Genomic DNA, 26,620 nt, shown 5'->3' with positions numbered 1-26,620 from the left:
AAGTCAAAACACCATAGAGAAGAAAATCACTAATGAGCAGATGTTTAAAAATAAAGAGCAAGAAGTCAAACAAATAGTTATTACCAATCCTAATGCCATAGTGCTTATGCCCAAAGACCCACGCATTGATAAAAATGGATTTCCCGTGTTTGAGACAGGCAAAAAGGAATGGGATTTAAAAGAGAGTCTCTACTATGCTATTTGCAGATTCTCTCATCGTGCCAACTACACCATCACACTTTGATTTTGAAGCATTGTATATAATGTTTGAGCGGATTTGGAGATAAAAGATAACAATAAAAAGAGCAAATATGCTAGCATATAATCCTAGTTTTTTAGAGCAAACAAGCTTTTTAACTCAATATCCACGGATTTATACCATCTACAATTGGCTTGCTTATCTCCTCTTTGCTTGTGGCTTCATCGTAATTTTTGGCTGCTGTATTGAAGCTCAAATATACGCACTCCTCAATGATAAAATAGTAGGTATTTGTATATGTTAAGAATCCATATTCTACAAAAAACAAAATCAATGTGCTACTCAACTAGGATTTATCGCGATTAGTTTATAATAAATCTCAACAAATACCCCTATAAGGACTACCAAACTTAAATGTGTAAAACTATGCGCACATCTGCTTCCCCGCTTATCTTAGCCAGTCTTAGCACTACTCGTGCGCAGATTCTAGCGAGTCGCGGGATAACATTTACTCAAATGGATAGTGGGTTTGATGAAGAAAGCTTGGCAATTTGCGAGCCTGCGAAGTTTGCTTATATTGCTTGTATGAAAAAATTAGAATCTAGCCTAGAGCTTTTAACCAAGCAAGGCAAGTATGATCACGCGCTAGATTCTGGGCTGCTGTGTGCAGATAGTGTAGTGAGTGTAGATGGCAAGCTCCTGCGCAAAGCTAGAGATAAGCAAGAAGCTAGAAATATGCTAGAATTACAGGATTCTAAACGCGTAAGTATCCTAACAGCCCTAGCTTATACAAGTCGATATATAAGCTTTACTGATGTAAGCGCGTGCCATTTAGAGCTAGGGAAATTTGAGCTAGATGATATGCTGGGCTATGTAGATTCTCTGGCGTGGCTAGGGAAGGCTGGGTGCGTGATGGTGGAAGGCTTTCATAAACGCTATATCCGCAGACAAATCGGGCTAGAATCCAGCGCGTTAGGACTTAGTATAGAAAAGCTTGTGCGATTTTGGGAGACTGTATGAATACTCCTATTATTGTAATTATGCTGCTTGTATCGCTGGGGATAGGGCTTGCTGGGCTTTTGGTGTTTTTATGGGCGTTGCGAAATGGGCAGTTTGATGACGCGCATAAAATCACACACGGCGCACTTTTTGACTCCGTGGAGGATCTAAACTTAGCCAATATCATAGCCCAAAGTCAGCAAGCAGACTCACATTCTACCAATCTCAAACATAAGGAGTCAAAAATGGAGCATTACACCGTAGCAGTAGTTGGAGCAGGACCGGGTGGCATTAGTGCCAGTATTGAAGCCAAGCTCAAGGGAATCTCTGTTATTTTGCTAGAAAAGGGCAAGGAGCATAATGCCACACTGCGTAAATTCTACAAAGATGGTAAGCGAGTAGATAGAGTATATAAAGGCGAGCAGATTGATCTAGTAGGTGCGATAGATTTTAGCGATACTAATAAAGAAGGTGCGCTTGAAATGTTTGATGGCTTGCTAGAGCAGTATAAAATTGATGTGGCGTATGAAAACGATGTAGAATCTATCCAAAAGCAAGATAATGGCAGCTTGCTTATCCGCACAAGTGGGAATCACTCTATAAGCGCGGATTATGCCATTATCGCCATTGGCAAAATGGGGCAGCCCAATAAGCCTAGCTACAAGATCCCTCCAGCGATTTTGCGCCAAGTCAATTATAATGCCCAAAATATCCAAGCAGGTGAGCGATTGCTCATCGTAGGGGGAGGGAATTCCGCGGTGGAGTATGCCATTGATCTATGTGCCTCGCACGATACCACGCTGAACTATCGCCGCACGGAGTTTGCTCGCATTAATGGCACGAATAAGCAAGAGCTAGAAAAGGTCATTGCAAGTGGCGCACTAAAGACAAAGCTAGGTGTTGATATAGAGAGCTTGGAAGAGCAAGATGGTAAGATTTGTGCGCATTTTAGCGATGGCAGTAGTGATGTGTTTGATCGCGCGATTTATGCCATTGGCGGATCTTCGCCGGTAGATTTTCTTAAAAAATGCAATATTGAGCTTGATAGCAATAATCTCCCCATTGTTAGTCAAAATCTCGAGACTTCTGTGCAAGGTGTGTTTGTCGCTGGGGATATTGGCTTTAAATCAGGGGCTTCTGTGGCTATGGCAATCGCCCAAGCAGAAAAGATTGTCCGCTATATCACAGGCAAATAGGTGAAGCTAGCAAAGTCTTGCGTGTATGCAGGTGTGCAATACTCGCATTTAAGCGATGATTCTAGAGAGCTAGATTCTAGCACGCTTTTTGTGCGCACACCACTCAATGCTGCTTTCACCCCCGATCATCCTAGTATAGAAGCAAGCGGGCTAGCAAGTATTTTTGCCCCACTGCCAAAGATCATTGGCATAACAGGCACTAATGGTAAGACTACCACTGCTGCGCTTATCTACTCGCTTTTGCTTGATCTTGGCTACTCTTGCGCGCTTATTGGCACGCGTGGAGTGTTTGCCAATGACAAGCAGCTTAAACCCAAGGGGCTTACCACGCCTTGTGTGCTGGAGCTTTATGAGATTCTTGCTATGGTTGGGAGGTGTGCATTTGTCGTTATGGAAGTAAGCTCACACGCCATTGTGCAAGAGCGAATCGCTGGCATTAGCTTCTACATTAAAATCCTAACCAACATTACAAGCGACCACCTAGATTACCACAAAACCCAAGCAGAATATATTCGCGTGAAAAATAGTTTTTTTAGTGATGAGTGCTGCAAGATTATCAATGCCGATGAGTCCCACGCTAGCTATAATCCACTAAACTCCCACACTTATGGCATAGAATCTAGTGCCAATTTACGACCAAATGCATATAGTCTAGATCAAGCAATCACTGCGCATTTATCTTATACCCTAAGCAAAGCTAGAGAACAAGCACTAATCTATGCCCCACTTTATGGCAAGCATAATCTCTACAATATCTTGGCTGCGCTACTTTGCGTGCGACTTATCGTGCAAAAGCCCCTAGAATCTTGTGCGGAGCATTTGGAGAATTTTGGCGGTGTGGAGGGGCGTATGGAGATGGTGAGTAAAGAACCTTTGATCATCGTGGATTTTGCTCATACACCTGATGGTATGGAGGCGATCTTTGAGAGCTTTAAGGGAAAAAATATTGCCGTAGTCTTTGGTGCTGGGGGTGATAGGGATCCTAGCAAACGCCCAAAAATGGGCGTAGTAGCCTACAAATATGCTAAGAGAATCTACATCACAAGCGATAATCCTCGTAGCGAAGAGCCAGAAGCTATCATAGAGGCTATTAGGCAGGGTATGCCATTAGATGCCAAGATACCCGTTATCTGCGAAGTGGATAGGGCTAGGGCGATTTGCCAAGCTGTAAGTGAGCTTGAATATGATTGGGTGCTGCTTGTGCTGGGTAAGGGTGATGAAACCTACCAAATCATCGGCAATGAGAGTAGGCATTTTGACGATAGGGAAGAAATACGAAAGGCATTAAAATCTAGAATCTAAAGCAATGGCAGGGAGTGGTTTAGCGGGAGTGTAGCTAGAATCTAGGCTATGGCTTCGCTTTGTTTTCTAAAGAAACATCGGCTATCGCCGAGCGGTATCCCTTGTTTTCTAAAGAAACTGCACTTTGCTTCGTAATGCTTGTAGCGACAGAGAAGGAAGCTGGAAAGTCTAAGCTACACCTTGCAATGACGGAGGGGTATGCTATCGGCTCGTAAGTGAGAGAAATAGACCTAGGAGAAGCTTTTGCGGATACCTACGCAGCAGTCTTGGAAAATATCTGGCTTTTTTAGCGTGAGTGTGAGCTTAGTGATAAGAGGGAAACGCGCGCAAAGCATAGTCGCTACTCCATCGCAGGCTTCTTCTAGCAAATAGTAGCGTGCTTGCTGCAAATGCGTGATAATAGACTCTCGCACTTGTGCATAGTCTAAAAACTCTTCGCCATCTCGCTCATAGTGGATATATGCTTCTACTTGCACCCTTTGTGCTCGCTCTCTCTCACTTGGTAGCGTGCCTATAATCACATCAGTGTTTAGATTTTCTAGCACGATCTCGTAGCATTGTGGCATTTATAACACTTTGTTTTCTTGCCCGGAAAAGAGCCGTTTGATATTTGGGATATGTGTGTAGAGGATGAGCAGCCCGATTAAAACCACTGGCGCGTGGCTGTGGATTTGCGCGATGATGTTGATAGAATCAGGGATTGGTACCACATAAGGCACGATGAAGGTAAATAGAATCCCACTTAGCACGCCAAAGAGTGAAGAGAGTGAAGAGACTTTAAATATCTTCCCCACAATCGCCCACACAAGTAGTCCAAGCACGCCTTCAATGGGGATAAGCAAAAGCACAGAGCCGATAGCTGTGGATACGCCTTTACCTCCTTTAAAGCCTAGATATGGGCTATAACAATGCCCCACAATTGCTAGCAACGCAATCATCCACTGCGCTCCATAAGGAAGCCCTACAAGCTTTGCCACAAGCACCACAAGCAATCCTTTAATCGCATCAAGCACGAGTGTGGCGATGGAGAGTGGCTTGGCTTGCTTGGGCGCAACCTCTTTTAACGCACGATAGACATTTGTCGCTCCTGTGCTGCCAGAGCCTACTTCTTGGATTTTAATGCCATATAACCTTGTGAAAAACACCCCAAAGGGAATCCCCCCCACAAGAAATGCCACAATGTAAAACACCACATTAATATAATCGTATAAAAATCCCATAAACACTCCTAAAGTAAGATTTAAAGATACGATGCGTAGAGATTCTCTAGTTCAAAAATACGCATCCTATAGCCTTGGGGGATGCACTGCTCATCACCATCACAGAGCATAAGCTCGCTAAGCCACTGCTTTTGACTCGCTTTAAGCGATCTCCTAGCTTGCTTAGGGAGATTTTGCAGTAAAAGCGCGTATATATCATTTAGCACGATGTCTTGCAATGGGGTTGTAAGCGATACTGAAGCGCAGATTGATTGCTCATTTTCGTGCGGGCTTTGGTGCAGTCAAACGACGGATAAACCGCCACACGCTCCCATATATTGAGCTTTTTATTGGGATGGAGAGATGCTTGCAAGGGGGCTTCTTGCAAGCAGGTGTTTTTAGTGATTGTTAAATACAGGGGGATTGGTGGCTGGTTAGATTCTAGCAAGTGTGTCTCTAGGGCAAAATCACAAGTAGAATCTACTTCTGCCTTTGTATAATCAAGTAGGCGTAATGTGGCTTGGTGGATAGGCTTAGGGGTAGAATCTTTGGTGATGATTAGAGTACAGAGATTATTGGCGCAGTTTTTAATAGCAATCGTATAGCCTTTATACGCTTTGTGTGTGTAGTGTCCTTGCCACGATGAGCGGAATTCCACATCTGCGCGCAAGCTACAAATACTACATATAAGCACATAGAATCCAGCTTTAACTATGCGCATTAGTGTAGCTCACCTAGTGGATTGCACGCGCAAGCATAGAGATGATTAGTCGGACCAAAGCCATTGCCAAGCGGCACAGCGTAGGCTATGGCATTATAAGTGTAGGCTTTAGCGTGGCTAATAGAATCATAAAGGCTAAAGCCTAGGGCGAGATTTGCAGCGATCGCGCTACTTAGCGTGCAACCTGTGCCGTGCGTGCTGGTGCTTTGTAGCTTTGGCGCGTGGAATATATAGAACTCCTTGCCATCATAGAGTACATCATCAGCGAAGTCTTCTTTGTGCCCTCCTTTTACAAGCACGCTTTTTGCTCCCATTTTGTGTAGCATATATGCGGATTTTTTCATATCTTCAAGGCTTACTATCTCAAAGCCACATAGCTCACTAGCTTCAGGGATATTTGGCGTAAGCACACACGCATAGGGGATAAGCAGTCTAGCAAACTCTTTGCGGATAGATTCTGGCATAAGAGGGAAGCCGTTTTTGGCAAACATCACAGGATCAATGACAATATTGCTAGGTAGATAGCGCGCTAGAGATTGCTCCACACTCTCAAGGATAGAGATAGAGCCTAGCATACCGATTTTCACAGCCTTTGGCACAATATCTTCAAATACTGCATCAAACTGCGCGAAAATAGACTCACTTGGCATATCTACACTGCTTATTACGCGCGAGGTGTTTTCTGCTACGACACTTAACACCACGCTCATACCATATAGCCCGTGTGCAGCAAATGTCTTTAGATCTGCTTGTAGCCCAGCTCCACCACTACAATCACTCCCAGCGACACTAAGGATAGGGGTGGCGTTTGCGCGTGCTTTTAAGTGCATAACAATCCTTGCTTGAAACATTTTAGCAAATTGTAGCAGAATCTATGTGATTCTGGGGGTAGCTTGACAGGGGGTGCTTACAAGTGTGTTTAATATTTTTAGCTTTAATAAAACTTTAGATTCTATCGCTAAAGGATTATTAATGTCTCAAAAATGCGTGCTTGTGATCACTGATGGGATAGGCTACAAGCCTAACTCTCCTTATAATGCCTTTGCTAATGCACGTAAGCCTACTTATGATTGGCTTTTTGCTAATGTGCCTTATAGTCTTATCCGTACTTACGGGCAGAGTGTGGGGCTACCAGAGGGGCAAATGGGCAACTCTGAAGTGGGGCATATGAGTATAGGTTCTGGGCGCGTGTTATATCAAGATCTAGTAAGAATCCAGCGTGCCATAGATTCTAAAGAGCTAGAGCAAAATCCGCTTTTGCAGCAGTTTATGCAAAAGACACAAGCAGTGCATTTGCTGGGGCTTATGAGCGATGGTGGGGTGCATTCTCATTTGACGCATTTTGTCGCATTAGCAGAGATTTTTGCAGCGCATAATAAGCGCGTATTTTTACATCTCATCACTGATGGGCGCGATGTTTTGCCAAAGAGCGCGCTAGGATTTTTGGCAGAGGTTGAAGCACTTTGCACTAGGGTAGAATCTGTTAGTATAGCGAGTGTGAGTGGGCGATATTATGCGATGGATAGAGATAAACGCTGGGAGCGCATACAAGAAGCCTATAATGCCATAGCACACGCCACACCACACACAGAGCAAAGCCCTAGAGAATATATAGAATCTTGCTATGCTAAAGACATTACAGATGAGTTTATTGCGCCTATGTGCTTTGGGGAGTTTGTGAAATGCGGAGGATTTGCTAGTGAAGATGGGTTGCTTATGAGCAACTTTCGCTCCGATCGCGCTAGAGAGATTATTACTGCGCTTGGTGCGCTAGAGTTTAGTCATTTTCCTAGAGATAAGTGGTTTGCCCATATCCTTACAATGTGTGAGTATGATGAGAGCTTCACATATCCTGTGCTTTTCACTAAGCAAAAGCCCACAAATACGCTTGCAGAAGTACTAGCAAATGCTGGGAAAACGCAAGCCCACATTGCTGAGACAGAAAAATACGCACATGTAACATTCTTCTTCAACGGCGGAGTGGAGGAGCCATTTGTAGGGGAATCACGCGTGCTAATCCCAAGTCCCAAAGTTGCCACCTATGACTTACAGCCGCAAATGAGCGCACCAGAAGTGGGCGAGGCGGTACTAAAGGCTATGGGAGAATCAAGTGACGATGCCAACGCTTATGACTTTATCGTAGTTAATTTTGCAAATGGCGATATGGTGGGGCACACGGGTAATTATGAAGCTGCGCTAAAGGCAGTAGAAGCGGTGGATTATGAACTTGGACGGATAGTTGAGAAAGCCAAAAGGCTTAACTACGCGCTTGTGCTTACAAGCGATCACGGCAATTGTGAAGAGATGAAAAGTGCGCAAGGAGAAATAAAGACAAATCACACCATAGGCGATGTGTGGTGCTTCGTTCTAGCTAATGGTGTGGAAAAGGTAGAATCTGGTGCGCTAAATAATATTGCCCCAAGTGTGCTAAAGATTATGGGGCTAACAATCCCCAAAGAAATGGACACCCCACTTATTTAAGTATGGCATTGATCCTAGAATCTATCTAGTAACCACTGTAAAATTTCTTCTTCCACTGCTTGGCTTGGAAGTACTTGCGTGTGAATTTTAGGCTTATTAAAAAGCTCTTCAATATCCGCACCAATCGTGCTACCAGAATCTAGCATTATCCTTATAGCTTGTTTATCATCAACTCTCTTATTAAAGATTGCTTCCACGACACTTGGGGCAAATTTGCTCCACTCTGCTGTAGCGCAAACAAGTGTCTTTTGACTAGGGTTTATAGCAAGATGTGCTCCATATGCTATGGCTGTGTGCGGGTCTAGGACATAACCTTTGCTATAAGCAGCGCGTATCATCTCGCGTGCCTTTGCGTCATCACCCCACCACGCACAAAAATGCTCTTGTAGTTTTGCTAGCTCACTTTGGCTTAGAGTATAGTGCGAAGTAGATTCTAAAGAGTCTAGCAGCTCTTTTGTGCGCTTATCGCCATAGAGATAGAAAAGCACGCGCTCGACATTGGAGCTTTTTAGTATATCCATAGCAGGGGAGATGCTCTTATGCAATGATCTATTTGTAATGTCATACACACCGCTTGTAATAAGCTCTGTAAGGATATTGTTTTGATTACTAGCGATGATAATTTGCCCTAGCGGTAGCCCCATAGACTTAGCAAGAAATGCACCCAGTGCATTGCCAAAATTCCCGCTAGGCACACTTACTGCTAGTTTTTCCTCCCATTTAATCACTCCTCTGCGCACAAGCTCCATATAACCCCATACATAGTAGATGATTTGGAAGGCTATGCGCCCAAAATTCACAGAGTTTGCTGCGGAGAGTTTGTAACCCTTTTGCGCGATTTTGCTGGCAAATTCTGGGCTATTTAGCAGGGATTTTAGCAGGCTTTGCGCGGTGTCAAAGTCGCCTACAATGCCTAGGGTTTTGAGATTTGGCTCTGTAATGGTTTGCATTTGCAGAGCTTGTACTTGGCTTGTGCCACCATCTGGATAGAGGCAGACTACTTTTACATTAGGTTTAGAGGCTAGGGCTGCAAGTGTGGCTGGTCCTGTGTCGCCACTGGTGGCAGTTAGGATTAGATAGTGTGTGTCTTGCGCCTTTGCTAGCGAGCTAAAAAGAGAGCCAAATGGGCATAAAGCCATATCTTTAAACGCCCGCGTAGGTCCGTGGAAAAGCTCTAAAAAGTAGGCATTCTCAAGCTGGGTTATGGGGGCTGGGTTATTAGGATCATCAAAACTCGCATAACAGTTTAAGGCAACATCTAGCACACTAGAATCCACTTCTATATCTAAGTGCGTGAAAATAGCCTTACATAGATCATTGTAGCTAGAATCTAGCAGTGCGCTAAAGTTAATTGTAGGCAGTGATGCTAGGGTATAGAGTCCTTTAGAGTCAGCAGCAGGGGAGAGAATCGCTTGGGTGAAATCAACCGATTTGGCAGCAATATTGCGAGTGGAGACAAAGGGCTTCATACTAATCCTTTACAAGTGGATTCTAGGTGGGTTAAGTAGATGGGATTGTAGCAGATTTAAGCTTTTGTTGTAAGCTTGCGGTTTTTTAAAGGAGTTAGCAATGGCATTATCATATAAGCTTGTAATGTTTGGATTCCCGGCGTTGTGTGAAGATATTGATGAGGTCTATGCTAGAATGCGCCAGATCCCTCCTGAGCGTGCTAAAGTAGAGACCTTGGAGCAGTGCTATCTAATCGATTTGCACTCTGGGAGGCGTTATGAGATCACTTGTGATGAAAAGGGCTTTTATCTCCGTGATTTCTCCTCTTAATCCCAGCGATTGAAGCGCGTAGATTCTGCTATAATCGCTTTAATCACACTAGAATCTAAATGTTAGAATCTAGCTTCCAAGGACAGATATGAATATGCAAGAGCTACAAAGCAAGGCAAAAACACTCATCGAAGCTCTTCCCTATATCCAACGCTTTAGTGGAAAAATTATCCTTATCAAATATGGTGGCAGTGCTATGGAAGATGAGGGTCTTAAGAAAAGCGTGGTGCAAGACATCGCACTACTAAAAAGCATAGGCTTTAAACCTATCATTATCCACGGCGGAGGCAAGGAAATTAGTAAGTGGGTGGGCAAGCTCGGTGGGGAAGCGCGCTTTGAGCAAGGGTTGCGCGTAACTGATGAAAGCACGCTAGAAATCGCCCAAATGGTGCTAAATCGCATCAACAAAGATTTAGTAGGCTATATGGCAAGCTATGGAGTTAAGGCAGTGGGCATAAGTGGCAAAGATGGCAATACATTTTGCGCACAAAAAAAGCTAGCAAATGGAGTAGATATAGGGTTTGTAGGAGAAGTGAAGCAAGTAGATACCGCGCTAATTTTAGGGCTACTTGATAAGGGCTTTGTGCCTGTGATTTGCCCCATTGGTATGGATGAAAACGCCCAAGACTACAACATCAACGCCGATGATGCTGCTTATGCGCTAGCGATCGCACTAAAGGCAGAGAAGCTTGTCTTCCTTAGCGATATTGAGGGAATTTATAGGGACTTTAATGACAAGGATTCACTCATCACCATACTACCAACATCAAAGGCTAGAGACTTGCTAAAAAGTGGAGGTATTGGCGGAGGTATGCTGCCAAAGTTACAAAACTGCATAAAGGCGGTGGAGAGTGGCGTGGCGCGCGTGCATATTATTGATGGACGCATTAAGCATTGTTTGTTGCTAGAGTTTTTTACCGATCAGGGCATAGGTACGGCGATTTTACACGATTGATGATCGCATAAGAAGAGAATATGGCAGAGAAAAACTCTAAACAAAAAGTAGATTCTAGGGAAAGTTTTTTTCTATCACTGCAAGACTTGCATCTGCAAGTTGTAGCAATCCACTTTTTGCATTAGCAAAAGCATAAAACCACTTGCGTGGCAATGATGGGCGAGGATTTCGCCAATGTAATAGACTTTAAGGAGATGAAAAGTGAAAAAAGTGGATTCTAGGAAAAATGCGAAAAATGTAGCCAAGTCAGCGAAGGACTCTAAGATTGTGGATCTAGGATCTAGGCTTGTTGATGATAGTGCGATTTTACAAGTGTATGCGCGCTTGCCTCTTGTGTTTGAGAGAGGTAGTGGAGTGTATCTCTATGACAAAGTAGGCAAGGAGTATTTAGACTTTGGAGCTGGCATTGCTGTTAATGCGCTAGGCTATGGGAATGAGTCCTTTAATAGCGCGCTAAAAGCGCAGATTGACAAGCTCTTGCACATTTCTAATCTTTATTACAATCTCCCTGCCATAGAAGCAGCAAAAAAGCTCGCTAAGGCAAGCGGGCTTGATCAAGTATTTTTCACCAATAGTGGGGCAGAAGCGTGCGAAGGCGCGCTAAAAGTGGCAAAAAAATACGCTTATCAAAAAGGCATAAAATCTCCGCAAATCATCGCTATGCACAACTCATTTCACGGGCGCACACTTGGCGCATTGTCAGTTACAGGCAATAGTGCGTATCAAAAGCCCTTTAAGCCACTACTCTCTGGTGTGAAGTTTGCACACTTTAATGACATAGCAAGCGTGGAGAAGTTGATCACTCCAAAGACTTGTGCCATTATCTTAGAAACGATTCAAGGAGAAGGTGGTGTAACACCTGCTAGCAAGGAGTTTTTACATACTATACGCAAACTTTGCGATAAGCACGATATGCTTTTAATCCTTGATGAAATTCAATGTGGTATGGGCAGAAGTGGGACTATGTTTGCCTATGAGCAGTATGGGATAATGCCAGATATTATCACCACGGCGAAGGCTCTTGGCTGTGGCGTGCCTGTGGGAGCATTTGTGCTATCTCAAAGAGTCGCTGATCTCTCACTAAAGCCCGGGGATCACGGCAGTACTTACGGGGGGAATCCCTTTGTCTGTGCAGCAGTGAGCAAGGTGTTTGATATATTTGATGAGATGAAGATTGTGCAAAGAGTAGCCAAGCTCACACCAACTCTCACGCAAACACTCCAAGAACTATGCGACTCTTATGATTTCTTGCAAAGCGTGCGCGGTAAGGGATTTTTACAAGGTATACAGATTGACCCAAAGAGTAAAATTCAAGCAAAAGACATAGTCCAACTAGCTACAGAGCAAGGGCTCATAATCCTTAGCGCATCGCAAAATGTCCTACGCTTTGCCCCTCCACTTGTCATTACCAAAGAGCATATAGAGCTAATGCGCCTTAAACTTACGCGCGCACTTGATCGCTTAGATCGCTAAGCTAGAATCTAGCTTATAGGGTCTCTCTTGTGTAGCAGCGCACTAGCTATTTTCTACCACTTTTCTGTAAGCTTCTCTCTCTTGCTCTTGCCATAAAACTACGCTTTTTATGCACTCTTTTTGGATAGCTTTGATGAAGGATTCTATAAAGTTAAAATCAATATTGTTAGAATCTAAAATAGGCAGTAAAATCTCTGTTTTATTGAAAGTCTTTTCAAAATCTCGCACTAAAACGCCTTGAAAAATCTTTTGATTTTTATTAGCCAAGTGATGAAAAATTGTGCGATTGTAGCATTTAGCCCACTAAATTTTGGATATAAAGTTTTAGTAAATTGCCCTGCGTAAAAGTCCTTTTGCATATAGAAAAACTGCATTCCAAGCATACCTACGGCTATGCTTTCTCCCTTGATTTTATGCTCCTCGTCTAAATACTCCACATAGCCTGCTATGCCATTATTTAAACAAGTGCGCGTAAAGTAAGGGTATGGGGCATTTTCACTAAAGCTAAAGCTATCTTTATTTAATTGCGGATTAGACTTCACGCTAAAAAGCTCTTCACATTTAAAGCTTTTCCACTTAAGCGGCATTTCGTGTGAAATGCCGCTTACTCTCTCTCTCTCTCTGTTTTGTGCGCGCTCTCAAAGGTTTTTAAAGCGTCTTTTTCTTTTTGACTTAAAGTATAATCATTTAAGCCTGTTACCTTAAGATACGCCTCGAGTTCTTTAATATAAGATTCCATATAGTTAAAGGCGATTTGCTCGTTTAAAACGGGTAGGGATAATTTAAGATTGCTAATCTTGCTCCAAGTTGTCATATCCGCAAAAGAAAAAAGCAATTTGAAATAATTCATCGCCGAAGCGATATAAAGTCCTGTCTTTTTATTTAGCTCAAAAAGTGGGTGTAAGCACATAACTCTAGCGTGTGTAACCATCTTATATTCAAAGTCTCTATAAAATACATTGCCAAACATATCGCAAGTTAGCGTATTTTTAGGGAAAATTCTTGCTTTTATATCAGTTTTGCCTATCACGCCATTATTTTCTAGCCCAGCACTGACAACTTGATGTCCTTTATCGTTTAAATGGATTTTTTGTATATCAAAACCCCCGTTTTGAGGCGTAAATAACTTATGGATTTCAATATCTCTCCACTCGCCCCCGTTTTGCTTGAAGTCTTTTTCAAGCTCTCTCAAACGAGGGCTAAGGGCGTTTTCCTCCAGCCCACCTTGCATAGAATTTTGATTTTTAAGCACATTGCTTACTTCCCACGCTAGATACTCACTCACGCATTTTTTAAAGTCCTGCAAAGTTGGCGTTGTATCTATCTTTTTGTGTTGGTCAAAGTTCCAGTCCGCCCCACTATCACTAATGAAATCTTCTACATACACTTCGCTTAAGTTAATGGGCTTTTCATACACGCTATTATCAAGCTTGGCATTTAAGACTTGCTTGTAGATTTTAAGAATATCTTTATATCTTTGAGCGGGTTTATCTACTTCTTGCAAACTTCTTTTTGTGCGTTTGTAGCCGTCATTTCTAAAGTCTATAAATTTCACTGGCTTTTTAAAATCGTGCGGGATTTTTGCTTCAAAGATATAAATGCTTGTCTGCGCTCCTGCCATAGGCTGAAATAAATCTATGGGCATTTTGATACCAACCTTTAGCGTGTGCTTTGTAAGGATAGACTGCGTGATGGGGGTGGCTTGTCCATTACCTGCGCTATCTTGGATAATAATAGCTCCTAAGCCGTGCTTTTGCATCCTATCTAGTCCAAATTCTATAAAAGGAAGTCCATTATAATCCCAAGTAAAAGGGGTATTAAGCAAGATTCTAGTGGGGGCAAAGCTGACATAAAGAGAGTCTTCTGTCTCAAAGGTATTTGCCTTATAGATTTTACTAGAGCCATCACCGCGTAAAATCATATTACTCGTAGCTAGGGCAAACATCTCGGCGTTGTATTCTATCCCTAAAAGCTGCTTAGTCTTAAGCTCTAAAATGGCTTTATTTGCTTGTGTGCTGTGCTTGGCTGTGTTTTTATAGACATCTTCTATCATTTGCTCCATACTAGAGATGAGAAATCCAGCTGAGCCTGTGGCTAAGTCCATAACTCTATCTGTGCTTGTGATGTCTAGGATTTGGGTCATCATTTTGGTAACATAAGGGGGAGCTAGCACTATGCCTAGCTCCTTGCCATCGCCTAAAGCGTATTTTAAAAACTCGCTATAACACTCACCCATAATGTCTAAATGCCCATTAAGCCCATCAATTTCTTTATAAATATGTGCGTAAATGTAGGCGAAAATTTGCTTATTGATACTTGAAGGTTCTTTAAGAATGTGGGCTATGATTTTGTGGTTTGGATTTTTCTTTTCACCTTCTTTGTAGGTGAAATTTTTTAGGAATCTTATCTCTATCGGTATCTTTTCTAATCTCGTTAAAAGAATCTAACATAAGCTTTCTTTTTGCACTATCTGGGACTTTGACTTTTAAAAACTCTTCAATGCGTTCAAACACTAGCCCCCCATCTCTTAGCCCTTCTTCTTGTGAGTCTTGTAGGTCGGCTGGGCTTAGTCCTTTGGTTAAGATTCTATACTCATTACTCATCACACTTTGCATTGATAGAATCATACCTGCGATGTAAAGCACTCTTTGGGGTACGGTGATGTTGTGAGTGTGCATAAGCTTATTAAGCTGGGCGCTATGGTAGGATAAATGCCATTTACCCCTAATAAGTATCAAGTGTTTATCTTCTTCTGTGAGTTTGTACTCTTCTTTATAAAAATGTGTAAAGCTTTTTGCATTTTCTAAAAAGTCTAAATTTGTGTGTTTTATCTCCTTATAGGCAAGTGAAGAATCTGCAAAGACACAGGCGATTTTTACCTTTACATTTTGGCTATTATCTCCTGCTATGCCTATGGCGATGATTTCTTTGTACTGGTCTTGCTTTTGACTTTCATTTTGCAATGCCACCCTTGCATAATGCAAAGCACCATTAAGGGCGTTTTGCTAATGGCATCGTTAGAAAAATCTAGGGCTTTTTCATTATCCTTTGCGTATTTTTCAAGCTTCCCTACTCCTAGCTTACACTCAAAAATAACTGGGATAATCTCATTATCAACTTTGTATTTCTCTATCACAAAATCTGGTATCCCTGTGCCTGTTTGCTTCTTGGTCTTACTTGCACCTTTTAGGGCGTCTTTGAGATAAGCACTCGCATCTTTTTCTAAGAAGTCTTTGCCTAGCTTTAAGCCCATAGACTTTAGATTCTCTCTTACCCTTCATCAACTTGCACTTCTTTGCTCTACTGCATACCGCTTCCTTTGTTTGCCTTTACCCTAACTTCTCTCTTGCAATGCTTTTTGCTATATCTAGGGCTTCTTTTATTGCATTAGAATCTGTTATCTTACCTCCAGCGGTGGCAAAGTCATCTCTACCCCCACCATTACCCCCTAGAATCTGTGCGACTTCTTTTACCCAAGCTCCAGCCTTGAGACTAGGTGCGCCCTTTACTCCAGCAGTTAGGGCGACCTTGCCGCTAGATTCTGTTACAAGCAAAATCGCTACCTTTTCATTCTCATTTTTTGCCCTGTCTATGATGTCTTTTGCCTCTTTTGCTTCTACTGAATCTAGCTTTAGGACGATGAGTTTTACGCCATTTATTTCTTCATAATCTAGGTTTTTGACACTCTGCTTTGCCTTATTTGCGCTCTCTCTTGCTTCTTTTAGTGCGATTTGCAGCTTTGCTACACCTTGCAGGACATCTTGAGTTTTTAGCATTTCTTTTAAGCTTTTTATAGATTCTAGTGCTGCTCTGCCATAATTATAAGCCGCCTTGCCACATACTGCTTCAATGCGCCGAACTCCGCTACTCACGCTACTTTCACGCACGATATAAAAGCTCCCAATCTCTGCAGTATTTTGTGTGTGAATCCCCCCACATAGCTCAATAGAATCGCCAAAGCTAATAACACGCACACTCTCGCCATACTTCTCGCCAAAGAGTGCCATAGCCCCCTTTGCCTTAGCTTGGTCTATCTCCATAGTCTCACAAATTTGTGGGTAAGATTCTGTAATTTTTTTATTCACTAGGGCTTGTATTTGCTCTAGCTCATCTGTGCTTAATGCCTTGGGGTGAGAGAAGTCAAACCGCAAGCGATTTGCTTCTACAAGGCTTCCAGCTTGAGCGATATGAGGTCCTAGAATCTGCCTTAGAGCACAATGCAGTAAATGCGTAGCGGAGTGGTGCTTGGCGATTTCAAGCCGACTAGAATCTACTTGTGCTTTTACCAAATCTCCTGTTTTTAATGGGCTTAGAGTGTGGATTTTAGAGAGATTTAAGCCGAAGTATTTTTGGGTGTCTAAGACTTTAGCTAGTTGTGTCGTCTCTTTGGTGTTTTTCAGTGAGCAAGGAGAGGCACTCCCTGATTTATCGCTCAATATCGAATGCCCCAGCAAAATGCCTTTATCCCCAACCGGTCCCCCTGACTCTGGGTAAAATGGTGTAGTTTCTAGCATTACCCAGCCCTCTTGCTCTGTTGATAAAGATTCTACGCGTTTAAAGTTAGAATCTAAAAGGGCTAGTATCTTAGACTCTACACTCGCACACTCATAGCCTACAAACTCATTCTCCCCAAATTTACTCAAAAGCGCATTGAAATCGCCATCTTTGATCGTATCGCCACTGCCTTTCCAATGTGCTTTGCTCCTATCTTTTTGCTCCTGCATACATTTTTCAAAGCCTTGCAAATCCACCCCCAAGCCAAGCTCTCTTAGCATATCTTGTGTTAAGTCAAGTGGGAAGCCGTAAGTGTCGTATAATTTGAAAGCTACTTCACCGCTAAAGCTTTTTTCACGCTTTTGTTGCATAGAGCCTAACTCTGTTTGAAACAACGCCATCCCCGATTCTATCGTCTCAAAAAATCTTTCTTCTTCTGCCTTGCATTGCTCTTGTATGGCGTTTTTACGCTCTTTTAAATAGCTATAATGTCCGCCCATACTATCACATACAACACCTACTATTTCATATAAAAATGCCTTTCTTAAGCCTAGCAAATAGCCGTGTCTTACTGCTCTGCGTAAGATTCTACGAAGCACATAACCCCTACCTTCTTTATCAAAATTTACTCCTTGTGCTAATAAGAAGGCGACACTTCTAGCATGATCAGCGATTACTCTAAAACTTGCCTGCGTTGCTTGCAATTCAGCTTTTTCTAAAGAAACTTCATTTTGCGATAAATGCGGGAGTGGCGAAAAATCCCTGCGGTCATTACCCTCTAGGTAACTCCCTTGTGATTTTCCTTGCAACCCACATTTCTCATCAAAAATCTTAGAATTGCTGGAATTTACCTTAGATTCTGTATTCTTAGAATCTTGGCATTCTAAGGACTGAGATGGGAAATCGGGGCTATCAAGTGAGCCAACAAGAAGCTTGCTAGAGGTAAGTGCCACAGTTGGCGAACGCAGATTTGCCGATTTATCGTTCAATACCGAATACCCCAAAAGTTCATTATCTCTATAATATTTTTTTCCTGTTATCTTCTCAATACACTCCATAAGCGGTGCAAATAGCGAAGTATCAAAGTTATTAATCTTTCCTTCTTTGAGTGCTATTACTCGCTCTAGCCCCATTCCTGTATCAATGCTAGGCTTAGGAAGTGGCTTCAAAGCCCCACTAGAATCCCGCTCATACTGCATAAACACAAGATTCCAGATTTCTAAAAATCTATCTCCATCTCCGCCAAAATAGTCTTCTTCTCCATTAAAAAACTCCGCTCCTTGATCTATGTATATTTCACTGCAAGGTCCGCAAGGTCCAGTGTCCCCCATTTGCCAGAAGTTATCTTTATCGCCCATCCTCTTAATACGACTAGATTCTATATGCTCCTGCCACAGCTCAAAAGCTTCATCATCACTTTCGTGAATCGTTACATACAAAAGGCTTTTATCAAAGCCCAAAATTTCAGTTACAAACTCCCACGCATATGCAATCGCCTCTTTTTTAAAATACCCTCCAAAGCTAAAGTTGCCTAACATTTCAAAGAGTGTGTGATGGCGCGCCGTGTAACCGACATTTTCTAAGTCATTATGCTTTCCACCTGCGCGGATACAAAGTTGCGCACTTGTAGCGATATTTGGACTTGGAGCTGGAATCTTGCCTGTGAAAATATCTTTAAACTGCACCATTCCTGCATTGGTAAAAAGCAGACTTGCATCATCTGGGACTAAAGGCATAGAATCATACACCTTATGCCCTTTTGAAGCGAAAAATTCTAAAAACTCGGTACGAATATCCATACGAACCCTTTATGATAAATTATGCGACATTGTAGCAAATCCCCCTAGCACTCTAGCGAGATATACCTACAATAGGCTACCTAAGTTACTTGTTCAAGATAGCGTGTAAGTATCTCACACGCACAGAGAGAATCTAGCACGCCGTTTTTGACATAGGCTCTTTTGGACTCTCGTTTAGTGTGGCTTAAAGATTCTAGTGCGTGTGTGCTAGTGAAGTCTTCATCGACATATACAATCTCTCCGCCAAAGCCAAGTAAGCCTATAAAATGTTTAATACGCTCTTGCGTGCTTGTATCTCCCCCTAGTCCACCGCTTGGCATACCGACAACGAGAATTTCTATCCCCTTTTGCTTTAAAAGCTCTGCAAGTCCTTTGGCAGCCTGGTTGCGGTTGTGCCGAATGATAGGCTCTAGTGGCAGGATAATGCCTTGCACAATATGTGCAAGCCCTATGCGCTTTAAGCCTACATCACACGCTAAGATTCTAGGGCTTTGGCAATGACTAGAATCCATTTTTAAACCTCGCTAATGATTATGCGCCCATTTTTACGCGTAATTTTCCCCATAAGCTCATATTCAAGCACTCTCTCTCCAAAGCACGCAAATGCCTCTTCGAAGCTAGGATTACTACGCGCAAAATCTAGTAGCTCATCATCTTGTAGCACTTCTTGTGTCCCAAGCCCAAAGCGCGTGGCGATGGCTTGGGTGAAAGCTTCTATATCAGTGATGATATGCGCACGCTCTTGGGCTAGTAAATCCTGTGTGCCAAGCGACTCTCCTATGCGGTGCGATAGCACAAACATCGGCTTCCCAAGCTTTGTGCAAAGAGTAGCACTAGCAAGAGAGCCACTAAATCTATCTGCTTGTGGGATAATGACAAGATCGCTTAGAGCCACAATGAGACGATTGCGATGGAGAAAGTCGTGCCGCTGGGGGGAGTGGTTATGTTCATGTTCGCTAAGGAGTAGTCCTTGTTTTGTAATTGCTTGGATTGTCTTGGCATTACTTGCCGGGTAGAATCTATCAAGGCTTGTGGGCAATACGCAAATAGTCTTAGGTAGCGCAGCACTATGGGCGATAATATCAGTGCCAAGTGCGCCCCCGCTAATGATGATCACTCCAATATTAACTAGAGATTTAGCAAGCAAGGTGGTGTAGGTTTGCGCATAGGTGTTAGGTTTTCTTGTGCCGATTATGGCGACCTTACACTGAGAATCTAAAAGCGCACTATTCCCTAGGGCAAAGAGCCTAGTAGGCGGATTGCTTAGGATTTGTAGGGAAGATGGAGGGGTGATTAGATAAGGATCTTGCGCACTATGGCTCATAGCTCTCTAAAACTCACTAGAGTCTAAAAAATCTTTAGGCTTTTTACTAGAGTCTTGCTCATCATTATGCCATTCTATGTTGATGAAGCCTTGCTTCTTTTTAGTCTTATCGCTAGGGCAGCCAGAGACAAAGGCTTCGACCTCATCTTGCGCGCAGTCTTGTATATCTTCATACCCTTTGGCTTTGGTTGTTTCTCGCTTTGGTGCTGGTGGCTTAGCTTTGGTTTCTTGCTCCTTGCTCACGCGCTTTGCTTCTTTAAATATCGTGGGGTCAATCTTTGATGGCTTGGGAGTCGCGACTTTTACAGGGGGCGTTGTTGGCTCGCTGGGGCTAGTGGGAGCGATTTGGGCTTGTATGGTCTCTTTATCCGAGCTTTGAGTGTTATCTTGCGCGCTAGAATCTATAGGTGGTTTAGATTCTAGCGTGATGGGGTCGTGCGTATTGTTGCTATCGAGATAGGCGTTGTGCGGTATGCTTGAAGTCTGCTCATCTTGTATCACGCTTTGTTCTGGAGCGTTGTCAAAGAGATTTGCTATCCCGCCTTGCTTGGGTTGTGCTTGATTAGAATGCGTGGCTGTAGTGGTCTCTTGCTTTGGTGTTGGAGTTTTGGCATTCACTAGATTTTGCGCAAGCAGTGTGCGCGCTATGGGGAGATCTTTGATATAAACAAGCTCGACTTCTTTAAAGAGGCTGTGCTTGGCATTTGCTAGAGCTTTGAAAGTGCTTTGGTGCGGGTGACAAATCGCTATGGCATAACCCTTTTTCTTGGCAATTTTGATAGCTTGTTTTAGCTGGTTAGTCGTGTAGCTAACACTTTGGGTATTGTCTAAAAATACATCGCGTGTTAATAACTGGCGGTTCTCTTGCTTATAGAGTGCTGGCACAGCAGTATCAGCACTTGTCCTAGAATCTACAAATTCAATCCCAAACTCCCTTAATACTTGTAAGAGATTTGCCATATCTGCCTTGCTTGCGGTAAATTTGCTGCCGGTGTGGTTGTTGATAAACATTAGTCTAGGGAAATCCTGCTTGATTGTGGCAATTTGCTCGCGGATCTCATCTTGGGAAGAGCCCACTAGAAGCCACTTTTGGCGCGACTGCTGGGGAGATTGTGCCTCAAGTGGCAAATGCACCATATAAAATGGTGTAGAAGCTGCGAGTCTAGCTGTGTCTGGTGAGTCCGGACTCACAGGGAAAAACGATGGCGTAATGGGCAAACTAAGCTTTTGTAGGTCATTAAGCTGGCTTTTGTATGCCATATCATCCATAATGATAGCAAGCTTTGGCTTTTGCTTTTGGGCTTGTTTTTTGGATGGGGCGAGTGTTTTCATCACAGGGGGTTTGTTGTGCTCTGCTTCTTGCTCTTTTTCATCTTTTGCGGCGTTTGTTTTGATTTTATCCCAATCGATAGGATCGCTAGAATCTTTAGCTTCTGATTCCTCGGCTTTAGGGTTTGCAGGGGCTTGTGTAGTAGCTTTGGCGATTTGCTCGGCTTTGTATTCTTTGTAGAATCCATAGCCAAAATACGCGCCTGTAGCGAGCACTGCGATAGCTACAAGGGAGCTAATTAGATGCAATACTTTGAAAAACTTTGTATTGTTCATTATCCTATCCTAAGGTGATTTCTACTTCTAGTGTGCTTATTTCTTGGTTGGAGTCTGCGCGGATAGTGATTTTGTCTGTTTGGGTGTATTTGCGCACTACGGCTAGAATCTCTTCTTTCATCTGCTCCATATAGGGGACTTTCACGCTTCTCTCGTGGGCAAGCATTATTGTAAGCCTATCGCGTGCGACTTTGGCACTATCGTTGTTTTTACTAAAGAACTTCCAGCTCATTGGAATAGCCTTTTAAAGCCCTGCAAGATCCCGCCTTGCTTTTTAAACTCTACAAATGGCACTTCATCGCCTAGGATTCTAGCGACTATGCGCTTATAGCATTCACCGCTAATACTAGATTTATCATAGATCACAGGTTCACCGCAGTTTGTCGCGCTCACCACTCTTTCATCTTCTGGTACAAGCCCGATTAGTGGGATCGCTAGAATTTTTAGCACATCATCACTGCTAAGCATAGAGCCATTTTCTACAAGTTCTGGTTTAATGCGATTGATGATTAAGTGCTTTTGCACCTTTGCGCCCTTAGTGGCTTTATCACTTTTGGCATCGATTATACCTATGACCCTATCGCTATCGCGCACGGAGCTGACTTCCGGCGTTACCACCACTAGTGCGCGATCTGCCCAGAAAATGGCGTGCTCAAAGCCACCCTCAATCCCCGCTGGAGAATCTAGCAAGATATAGTCAAACTGCTCTTTAAGCGACTCGATTAACGCCTTTACTTTTTGTTTATCTAAAATCGTTTTATCTTTACTCTGGCTTGCTGGGAGAAAGTGGAGATTTGGGGTTTTTTTATCTTGGATAAGGGCTTGCGAGAGCGCGCATTTGCCTTCCATTACATCAATGACATCATAGACTATGCGATTTTCAAGCCCTAAGATCATATCAAGATTCCTAAGTCCTATGTCAAAATCCACTGCTACAACCTTTTGCCCAATTTGCGCCAAGCCTACTGCGATATTAGCTGTGGCGGTGGATTTACCTACGCCACCTTTACCTGAAGTTATAGTAATGACTTCTGCCATAATGACTGCTCCTTTGAGTGTTATTTCTGCGCGATAGGTTCTTTGAAATTTAAGAAAAGCAAATTACATTCCCACGCTACTTTCTACACTATTTGTGCCACTAGATTCTATGCTATTAGAGCTTTGCCTAGTCCCAAAGTCCTTGCCAAAGACTTCTTCACACATAGCTTTTGGCGCGCGCGCGTGCTGCATATATGTGCCAAATCGCACTTGCTCAGGGATTTTCTCTCCATCTGCTAGGCATAAAAGCAACTGCACGCGTTTGCTTCCTTGCTCTCTATGCTCTAGCACTTCGATGATAAATTTTGGCAAAGCGATAGGCTTTTGTAGAGCTATAAGTAGGTATTTTGGGCTATTTTTCGTATGGTCCCAGCCATCTCGCTTGGTGTAGTCGCCACCTTGAGAGACCGCTATGGATTTTGATGACTCTAGCTCAAATGAATCTAGGAAATACTCCCCCGAATCAAGTGCGACTACTTCATCGCGCACCTTGCGGAAACGCGTGGTATTAATCGCGCGATTAAAGGCATTTGCCCCACCTATGGCAAAGCGATCGCCCAAAGAGCCATCATCATTGCGCTTACGCCAATAAGTGAGCGCGGATTTTGTTGTGGTACTCTCATCCGCAAGATTAGTAAAAACCCCTGCGAAATTTATCGTAACGCTTATAGGATCGCTTGTGGTGGGCTTTGGCAAAGTGGCACACGCACTTAGCCCAAATGCTACCAATACCGCTACAGATAGTGTAAGCATCTTGCGAGCGTGCTTGATATGGCGTAGTATTTGGCTAGATTCTTGTGCTTGTTGTAGCTCATTGAGCAATGCGACTCCTTAAGAAATGGCGATCAAATTAAGCTGGGATTATAGCTAAACTTGCCTAAATGCACACACTAGAATCCACTTAGATTCTAGCTACATTCCAAGTAGCAGCACTTGATACGCGTGCTGGATTTCTTCATCATCTAGCTCTATGGTGCTAGCACTATGGAGATAAGATTCTAGCTTGCTATGGGGTAGAGTCTGCGCATTTGCACAGAGTGTATGCGCACCTAGAAAGCCTCTTAACATAGCTACTGGTTTATGTGTGATGGGTGCGCGTGCAATAGGGACTGGCGCAGAGCTTAGCGTGTTCTTGGGAAAGTGCTCTTGCGTAGCTGATCTTAGCTCTTGGAGAGCTTGTAGGCTAGTAGATAGTTCATCACTACTTAGATAGCCTAGCTCTAAAGATTCTAGTGCGTTGTGATTAGGCTCGCTCTCTAGTGGCTCATCGCAGATCACGCAGTGATTTAGTGATGGGATACGACCCTCTAGGTGTAAGATTTGTGCATATGCTTCTAGTATCACACGCTTAGGGTTTTGGCTAGTAAGCCGCTTCGCACTAGAATCTAAGATAGAGAAATACTGCTCTTCAAGGCTAGAAATATCGCGCAAGTGCTGGTGTAAAAGCTCGATAAAGTGTTGCCATATATACAAGCGTGTCGCATCTCTCTCCCACGCAAACCCCAAATGTACCACATTTCTAAGCTTTGGCATAAATGTGCCATTGTGTTCTTTAGTGAAGTCAATCTTGCGCCCGATATGCACGATAGGGTGGCGCGCGCCGTAGAATCTATACAGCGTTGCAATGTGGGTTTGTGTGAGAATACGCACAATAACATCTTCGTTTTTTTGCTTTTGCACACAGAGAATATAGCCTTGCATAATCGCTCTTTATCTGCTATTAATTTTTAAGTATGACTAGCATTGTGGCTAAATTTTGCTTAAGCAACTTAAAGTATCACGCGAGTTGTAAAATCAACCTTAAAATACCTAGTCTTTAGGCTACAATATGACAAAATTTCATACACAAATTTTGAGTAAGCAGAATAGAGGGAGCTATGTTTCAACGATACCTTATACCTTTGTGCATTATGGCGGTTATCTATCTTGTATCCACAAGCGATGCTTTAACAAATGTCAGTGCTGGACTTGCGATTTTACTCTTTGGTATGCTAAGCCTTGGAAGTGGATTCCGCACTTTTAATGGCGGCTTTTTGGAAAATCTTCTAGCAAGTTCTACAAGCACTTCAGTAAAGAGTGTTGCCTTTGGAAGTGTTGCTACCGCGGTTATGCAAAGCTCATCGCTAGTCTCTGTACTCTCCATTTCTTTTGTTTCAGCGGCACTTTTAAACCTTGCGCAAGGCATAGGTGTGATTTTTGGAGCAAATCTTGGCAATAGTGCTGGTTCATGGCTTATTGCTGGGGTTAGTGGTATGAAAATTTCCGCCCTAGCACTCCCACTCATCGTAGGTGGTGTGCTTTTTAACTTCCAAACTTCAAAGGTGAGTAAAGGCATAGGGCAGATTTTTGTGGGTATTGGGTTTTTCTTCTTAGGTGTGGGGTATATTAAAGAAGGGTTTGAAGAGTATAAAGAAATTGTAGATTTTTCGCAATACTCTATGGAGGGCTTAAGTGGGGTTCTGCTTTTTGTGGGGCTAGGGGCATTGATGACGGCCATTGTGCAAAGCTCCCACGCTACGCTTACCATCATTATTTCCGCTTTTGCAGCTGGCAGTATGAGCTATGAAAATGCCCTTGCAGCCACGCTTGGCACAAGTGTTGGTGGGGTTATGACTGCTGTTATCGCTTCTGTTAGCACCAATGTCGATGGTAAGCGTTTAGCTATGGCAAATTGTATATTCAACTTTGGGATAGCACTGCTTGTGATTGCGACATTTGACTACTTTATGTGGGCTAATACCACCATTTCCACGCTTTTAGGCTTTGGAGAGGATAGTGTCTTGCGCATTGCCGTGTTTCATACTCTCTTTAATCTTGTGGGTGTGGTGCTTCTCCTCCCATTTATTCCCAAAATCGCTAAGCTATTAGAAGTGCTAATGAAAAATGAAGACTCTCAAGTTGATAAGCCTTTGTATGTCAGCGATACTATCGTGCAGTATCAAAATACCGCGCTAATTGCACTTACAAGAGAAGTGTATCATCTCTATGAAAATGCCTTTGAGCTTATTGCTCATGCGCTTGGCTTCTCGCGACACGATATACGAAGTGAAAGGGACATAGAAGAAGTGTTAAAGGAGCATATTTGGAACAGGGCAAATGAAGATGATGTGGATATTGAGATTTTTTATATCAAAAAAATCAAAGTGCTTTTTAATGCGATCCTTGATTTCTCCACAGAGGCTCAAGCGCACACGCAGGATAAAGAGCATATTTATAAGTTTGCTATGCTTACTTCTGCTTCGCGCCATATCATTGAAGCTATCAAAAATATGGAGCTTTTGCAACCAAACCTTAAGAAAAATAGCCTATCAATAAACCAAACTCTCTCTAGCGAATATAACGCCCTGCGAACACATCTAGCCCTACTTTTGCGTAGTATTGAGCAGATCAATACTGATGAAGAGATCCACCCACAAGTAGCCATTGTCAAGCTAAAATCCCAGAAAAAGGCGTTTAAAAAAATCGACAAAGATTCTATTATGCACATAGAATCTATTTTAAGCAAGAAAGAAATAAGCGTGCCTAGTGGGACTTCACTGCTTAATGCGGTGGGATTTAGCCACAATATCGCCAAAGAGCTGGCTAATGCGATCATACAGATCCAAAAAACACGCCTTGAGTTTGAAGACACGCCAAATGAGCTAGAAGAGAGTGCTGAAGGGCGCATAAGTGAGTAGGAGAGTGCGGTGTTTCATTGTCGCTTAAAATAATCTAGTTAGAATCCGCGCTTACTTTACGCGTTTTCAGGATAGGAAATGCCACAGGATCGTGTCTCGATCATTATCCTCAACTACAACCGCGCTATATCGCTGCTGCGCTAGATTCTATCCTAGCGCAGAGCTATGTGCATTGGGAAGCGTTGGTGGTTGATGATGGTAGTAGTGATAGATCGCCTGCAATTATTGAAGGCTACGCGTCTAAAGACTCTCGCATTACGCCCATATTTTTACACACAATCAAGGCGTAGCTGCCACGCGCAACTACGCTCTCTCACAGGCTAGGGGTGGTTTATCCCGTTTTTAGACGCTGATGATGTGTGGGAGGCTTATAGGCTAG

Annotated in this window: 29 protein-coding genes and 1 pseudogene; 11 read left to right on the top strand and 19 right to left on the bottom strand. The window is 43.0% G+C overall.

From position 1 onward, the window contains the following. On the top strand, positions 1–244 hold a 244-nt coding region (locus IKB69_RS06605; RefSeq protein ID WP_290947610.1), incomplete at its 5' end, for a hypothetical protein. Positions 245–353: 109 nt separating this feature from the next. Here IKB69_RS06605 and IKB69_RS06600 read toward each other — a convergent pair. After that, a complete protein-coding gene (locus tag IKB69_RS06600) occupies positions 354–533 on the bottom strand; it encodes a hypothetical protein (RefSeq protein WP_290947607.1) in 180 nt (59 codons plus the stop codon). Between the two features lie 80 nt (positions 534–613). On the opposite strand from IKB69_RS06600, the gene maf reads away from it, so the two are divergent. The 4 genes from maf to IKB69_RS06580 are packed head-to-tail and all read left to right on the top strand — an operon-like array spanning position 614 to position 3,911. Beyond that, a complete protein-coding gene (maf, locus tag IKB69_RS06595; protein WP_290947605.1) occupies positions 614–1,219 on the top strand; it encodes a septum formation inhibitor Maf in 606 nt (201 codons plus the stop codon). Beyond that, entirely contained in the window at positions 1,216–2,394 is a 1,179-nt protein-coding gene (gene ccoS / locus IKB69_RS06590; protein ID WP_290947603.1) for a cbb3-type cytochrome oxidase assembly protein CcoS, read from the top strand. The genes maf and ccoS overlap by 4 nt, the downstream gene beginning before the upstream one ends. Beyond that, on the top strand, positions 2,395–3,696 hold the full coding sequence (locus IKB69_RS06585; RefSeq protein ID WP_290947601.1) for a UDP-N-acetylmuramoyl-L-alanyl-D-glutamate--2,6-diaminopimelate ligase: 1,302 nt from the start codon (positions 2,395–2,397) through the stop codon (positions 3,694–3,696). A 59-nt stretch (positions 3,697–3,755) separates the two neighbouring features. Beyond that, positions 3,756–3,911 carry a hypothetical protein gene (locus IKB69_RS06580; RefSeq protein ID WP_290947599.1) on the top strand — a complete coding sequence of 52 codons (156 nt, stop codon included), beginning with the start codon at positions 3,756–3,758 and terminating at the stop codon, positions 3,909–3,911. A gap of 15 nt (positions 3,912–3,926) precedes the next feature. Here the strand turns inward: IKB69_RS06580 and IKB69_RS06575 are convergent, their stop codons facing one another. The 5 genes from IKB69_RS06575 to thiD are packed head-to-tail and all read right to left on the bottom strand — an operon-like array spanning position 3,927 to position 6,446. Continuing rightward, positions 3,927–4,262, bottom strand: a complete 336-nt coding sequence (locus IKB69_RS06575) for a dihydroneopterin aldolase (RefSeq protein WP_290947597.1) — start codon at positions 4,260–4,262, stop codon at positions 3,927–3,929. Beyond that, positions 4,263–4,916: a glycerol-3-phosphate 1-O-acyltransferase PlsY gene (gene plsY, locus IKB69_RS06570; RefSeq protein WP_290947595.1), complete on the bottom strand. Its 654-nt coding sequence runs from the start codon at positions 4,914–4,916 to the stop codon at positions 4,263–4,265. A gap of 20 nt (positions 4,917–4,936) precedes the next feature. Next, positions 4,937–5,122 carry a hypothetical protein gene (locus IKB69_RS06565; RefSeq protein WP_290947593.1) on the bottom strand — a complete coding sequence of 62 codons (186 nt, stop codon included), beginning with the start codon at positions 5,120–5,122 and terminating at the stop codon, positions 4,937–4,939. Continuing rightward, positions 5,116–5,616, bottom strand: a complete 501-nt coding sequence (locus IKB69_RS06560; RefSeq protein ID WP_290947591.1) for a hypothetical protein — start codon at positions 5,614–5,616, stop codon at positions 5,116–5,118. Before IKB69_RS06560 ends, IKB69_RS06565 begins: the two co-directional genes overlap by 7 nt. Next, positions 5,616–6,446 (bottom strand): bifunctional hydroxymethylpyrimidine kinase/phosphomethylpyrimidine kinase, encoded by an 831-nt coding sequence (gene thiD / locus IKB69_RS06555; RefSeq protein WP_290947589.1) that lies wholly within the window; start codon positions 6,444–6,446, stop codon positions 5,616–5,618. Before thiD ends, IKB69_RS06560 begins: the two co-directional genes overlap by 1 nt. A 142-nt stretch (positions 6,447–6,588) precedes the next feature. On the opposite strand from thiD, the gene gpmI reads away from it, so the two are divergent. Next, the gene (gpmI, locus tag IKB69_RS06550; RefSeq protein WP_290947587.1) at positions 6,589–8,097 is read left to right on the top strand and encodes a 2,3-bisphosphoglycerate-independent phosphoglycerate mutase; all 1,509 of its coding nucleotides are present in this window, start codon (positions 6,589–6,591) and stop codon (positions 8,095–8,097) included. Positions 8,098–8,111: 14 nt separating this feature from the next. On the opposite strand, the gene thrC is transcribed toward gpmI, so the two are convergent. Next, the gene (gene thrC / locus IKB69_RS06545) at positions 8,112–9,566 is read right to left on the bottom strand and encodes a threonine synthase (RefSeq protein WP_290947585.1); all 1,455 of its coding nucleotides are present in this window, start codon (positions 9,564–9,566) and stop codon (positions 8,112–8,114) included. A 100-nt stretch (positions 9,567–9,666) separates the two neighbouring features. Here thrC and IKB69_RS06540 point away from each other — a divergent pair, with 100 nt between their 5' ends. From IKB69_RS06540 to IKB69_RS06530, 3 genes are all read left to right on the top strand, one after another. Then, a complete protein-coding gene (locus IKB69_RS06540; RefSeq protein WP_290947583.1) occupies positions 9,667–9,876 on the top strand; it encodes a hypothetical protein in 210 nt (69 codons plus the stop codon). A gap of 94 nt (positions 9,877–9,970) precedes the next feature. Then, entirely contained in the window at positions 9,971–10,831 is an 861-nt protein-coding gene (gene argB / locus IKB69_RS06535; RefSeq protein ID WP_290947621.1) for an acetylglutamate kinase, read from the top strand. A gap of 303 nt (positions 10,832–11,134) precedes the next feature. Next, the gene (locus IKB69_RS06530) at positions 11,135–12,304 is read left to right on the top strand and encodes an aspartate aminotransferase family protein (protein WP_290947619.1); all 1,170 of its coding nucleotides are present in this window, start codon (positions 11,135–11,137) and stop codon (positions 12,302–12,304) included. Positions 12,305–12,346: 42 nt separating this feature from the next. On the opposite strand, the gene IKB69_RS06525 is transcribed toward IKB69_RS06530, so the two are convergent. From IKB69_RS06525 to recO, 12 genes and pseudogenes are all read right to left on the bottom strand, one after another. Then, on the bottom strand, positions 12,347–12,532 hold the full coding sequence (locus tag IKB69_RS06525) for a hypothetical protein (protein WP_290947581.1): 186 nt from the start codon (positions 12,530–12,532) through the stop codon (positions 12,347–12,349). Next, entirely contained in the window at positions 12,532–12,891 is a 360-nt protein-coding gene (locus IKB69_RS06520; RefSeq protein ID WP_290947579.1) for a restriction endonuclease subunit S, read from the bottom strand. The genes IKB69_RS06525 and IKB69_RS06520 overlap by 1 nt, the downstream gene beginning before the upstream one ends. 17 nt (positions 12,892–12,908) lie before the next feature. After that, complete coding sequence (locus IKB69_RS06515) at positions 12,909–13,535, bottom strand: restriction endonuclease subunit S (RefSeq protein WP_290947617.1); 627 nt, start codon at positions 13,533–13,535, stop codon at positions 12,909–12,911. Beyond that, positions 13,530–15,557, bottom strand: a pseudogene (locus IKB69_RS06510) (N-6 DNA methylase); the annotation flags it as partial. The gene IKB69_RS06515 and the pseudogene IKB69_RS06510, both read right to left, overlap by 6 nt. Positions 15,558–15,633: 76 nt before the next feature. Then, positions 15,634–18,597 (bottom strand): alanine--tRNA ligase, encoded by a 2,964-nt coding sequence (gene alaS / locus IKB69_RS06505; protein ID WP_290947577.1) that lies wholly within the window; start codon positions 18,595–18,597, stop codon positions 15,634–15,636. A gap of 80 nt (positions 18,598–18,677) precedes the next feature. Beyond that, complete coding sequence (gene ruvX / locus IKB69_RS06500; protein ID WP_290947575.1) at positions 18,678–19,109, bottom strand: Holliday junction resolvase RuvX; 432 nt, start codon at positions 19,107–19,109, stop codon at positions 18,678–18,680. Between the two features lie 2 nt (positions 19,110–19,111). Continuing rightward, positions 19,112–19,921, bottom strand: coding sequence for a DNA-processing protein DprA (locus IKB69_RS06495; protein WP_290947573.1), 810 nt, complete (start codon positions 19,919–19,921; stop codon positions 19,112–19,114). Positions 19,922–19,927: 6 nt separating this feature from the next. Continuing rightward, entirely contained in the window at positions 19,928–21,526 is a 1,599-nt protein-coding gene (locus IKB69_RS06490; protein ID WP_290947571.1) for a divergent polysaccharide deacetylase family protein, read from the bottom strand. Between the two features lie 4 nt (positions 21,527–21,530). After that, positions 21,531–21,758 carry a cell division topological specificity factor MinE gene (gene minE / locus IKB69_RS06485; RefSeq protein WP_290947569.1) on the bottom strand — a complete coding sequence of 76 codons (228 nt, stop codon included), beginning with the start codon at positions 21,756–21,758 and terminating at the stop codon, positions 21,531–21,533. After that, complete coding sequence (gene minD, locus IKB69_RS06480; RefSeq protein WP_290947567.1) at positions 21,755–22,564, bottom strand: septum site-determining protein MinD; 810 nt, start codon at positions 22,562–22,564, stop codon at positions 21,755–21,757. The genes minE and minD overlap by 4 nt, the downstream gene beginning before the upstream one ends. Before the next feature lie 63 nt (positions 22,565–22,627). Next, positions 22,628–23,386 (bottom strand): hypothetical protein, encoded by a 759-nt coding sequence (locus IKB69_RS06475; RefSeq protein ID WP_290947565.1) that lies wholly within the window; start codon positions 23,384–23,386, stop codon positions 22,628–22,630. A 90-nt stretch (positions 23,387–23,476) separates the two neighbouring features. After that, positions 23,477–24,265, bottom strand: coding sequence for a recombination protein RecO (recO, locus tag IKB69_RS06470; RefSeq protein WP_290947563.1), 789 nt, complete (start codon positions 24,263–24,265; stop codon positions 23,477–23,479). Positions 24,266–24,441: 176 nt separating this feature from the next. Between recO and IKB69_RS06465 the strand changes: the two genes are divergently transcribed. Both IKB69_RS06465 and IKB69_RS09150 read left to right on the top strand, forming a co-directional pair. Continuing rightward, positions 24,442–26,241: a Na/Pi symporter gene (locus IKB69_RS06465; protein ID WP_290947561.1), complete on the top strand. Its 1,800-nt coding sequence runs from the start codon at positions 24,442–24,444 to the stop codon at positions 26,239–26,241. Positions 26,242–26,312: 71 nt separating this feature from the next. After that, complete coding sequence (locus IKB69_RS09150) at positions 26,313–26,531, top strand: glycosyltransferase (RefSeq protein WP_363240334.1); 219 nt, start codon at positions 26,313–26,315, stop codon at positions 26,529–26,531. The last annotated feature ends 89 nt before the right edge of the window (positions 26,532–26,620 follow it).

Origin of the sequence: Helicobacter sp., assembly GCF_017502485.1 — a bacterium.
Classification (GTDB): domain Bacteria; phylum Campylobacterota; class Campylobacteria; order Campylobacterales; family Helicobacteraceae; genus Helicobacter_B.
This window is presented reverse-complemented; position numbering and strand designations above follow the sequence as displayed.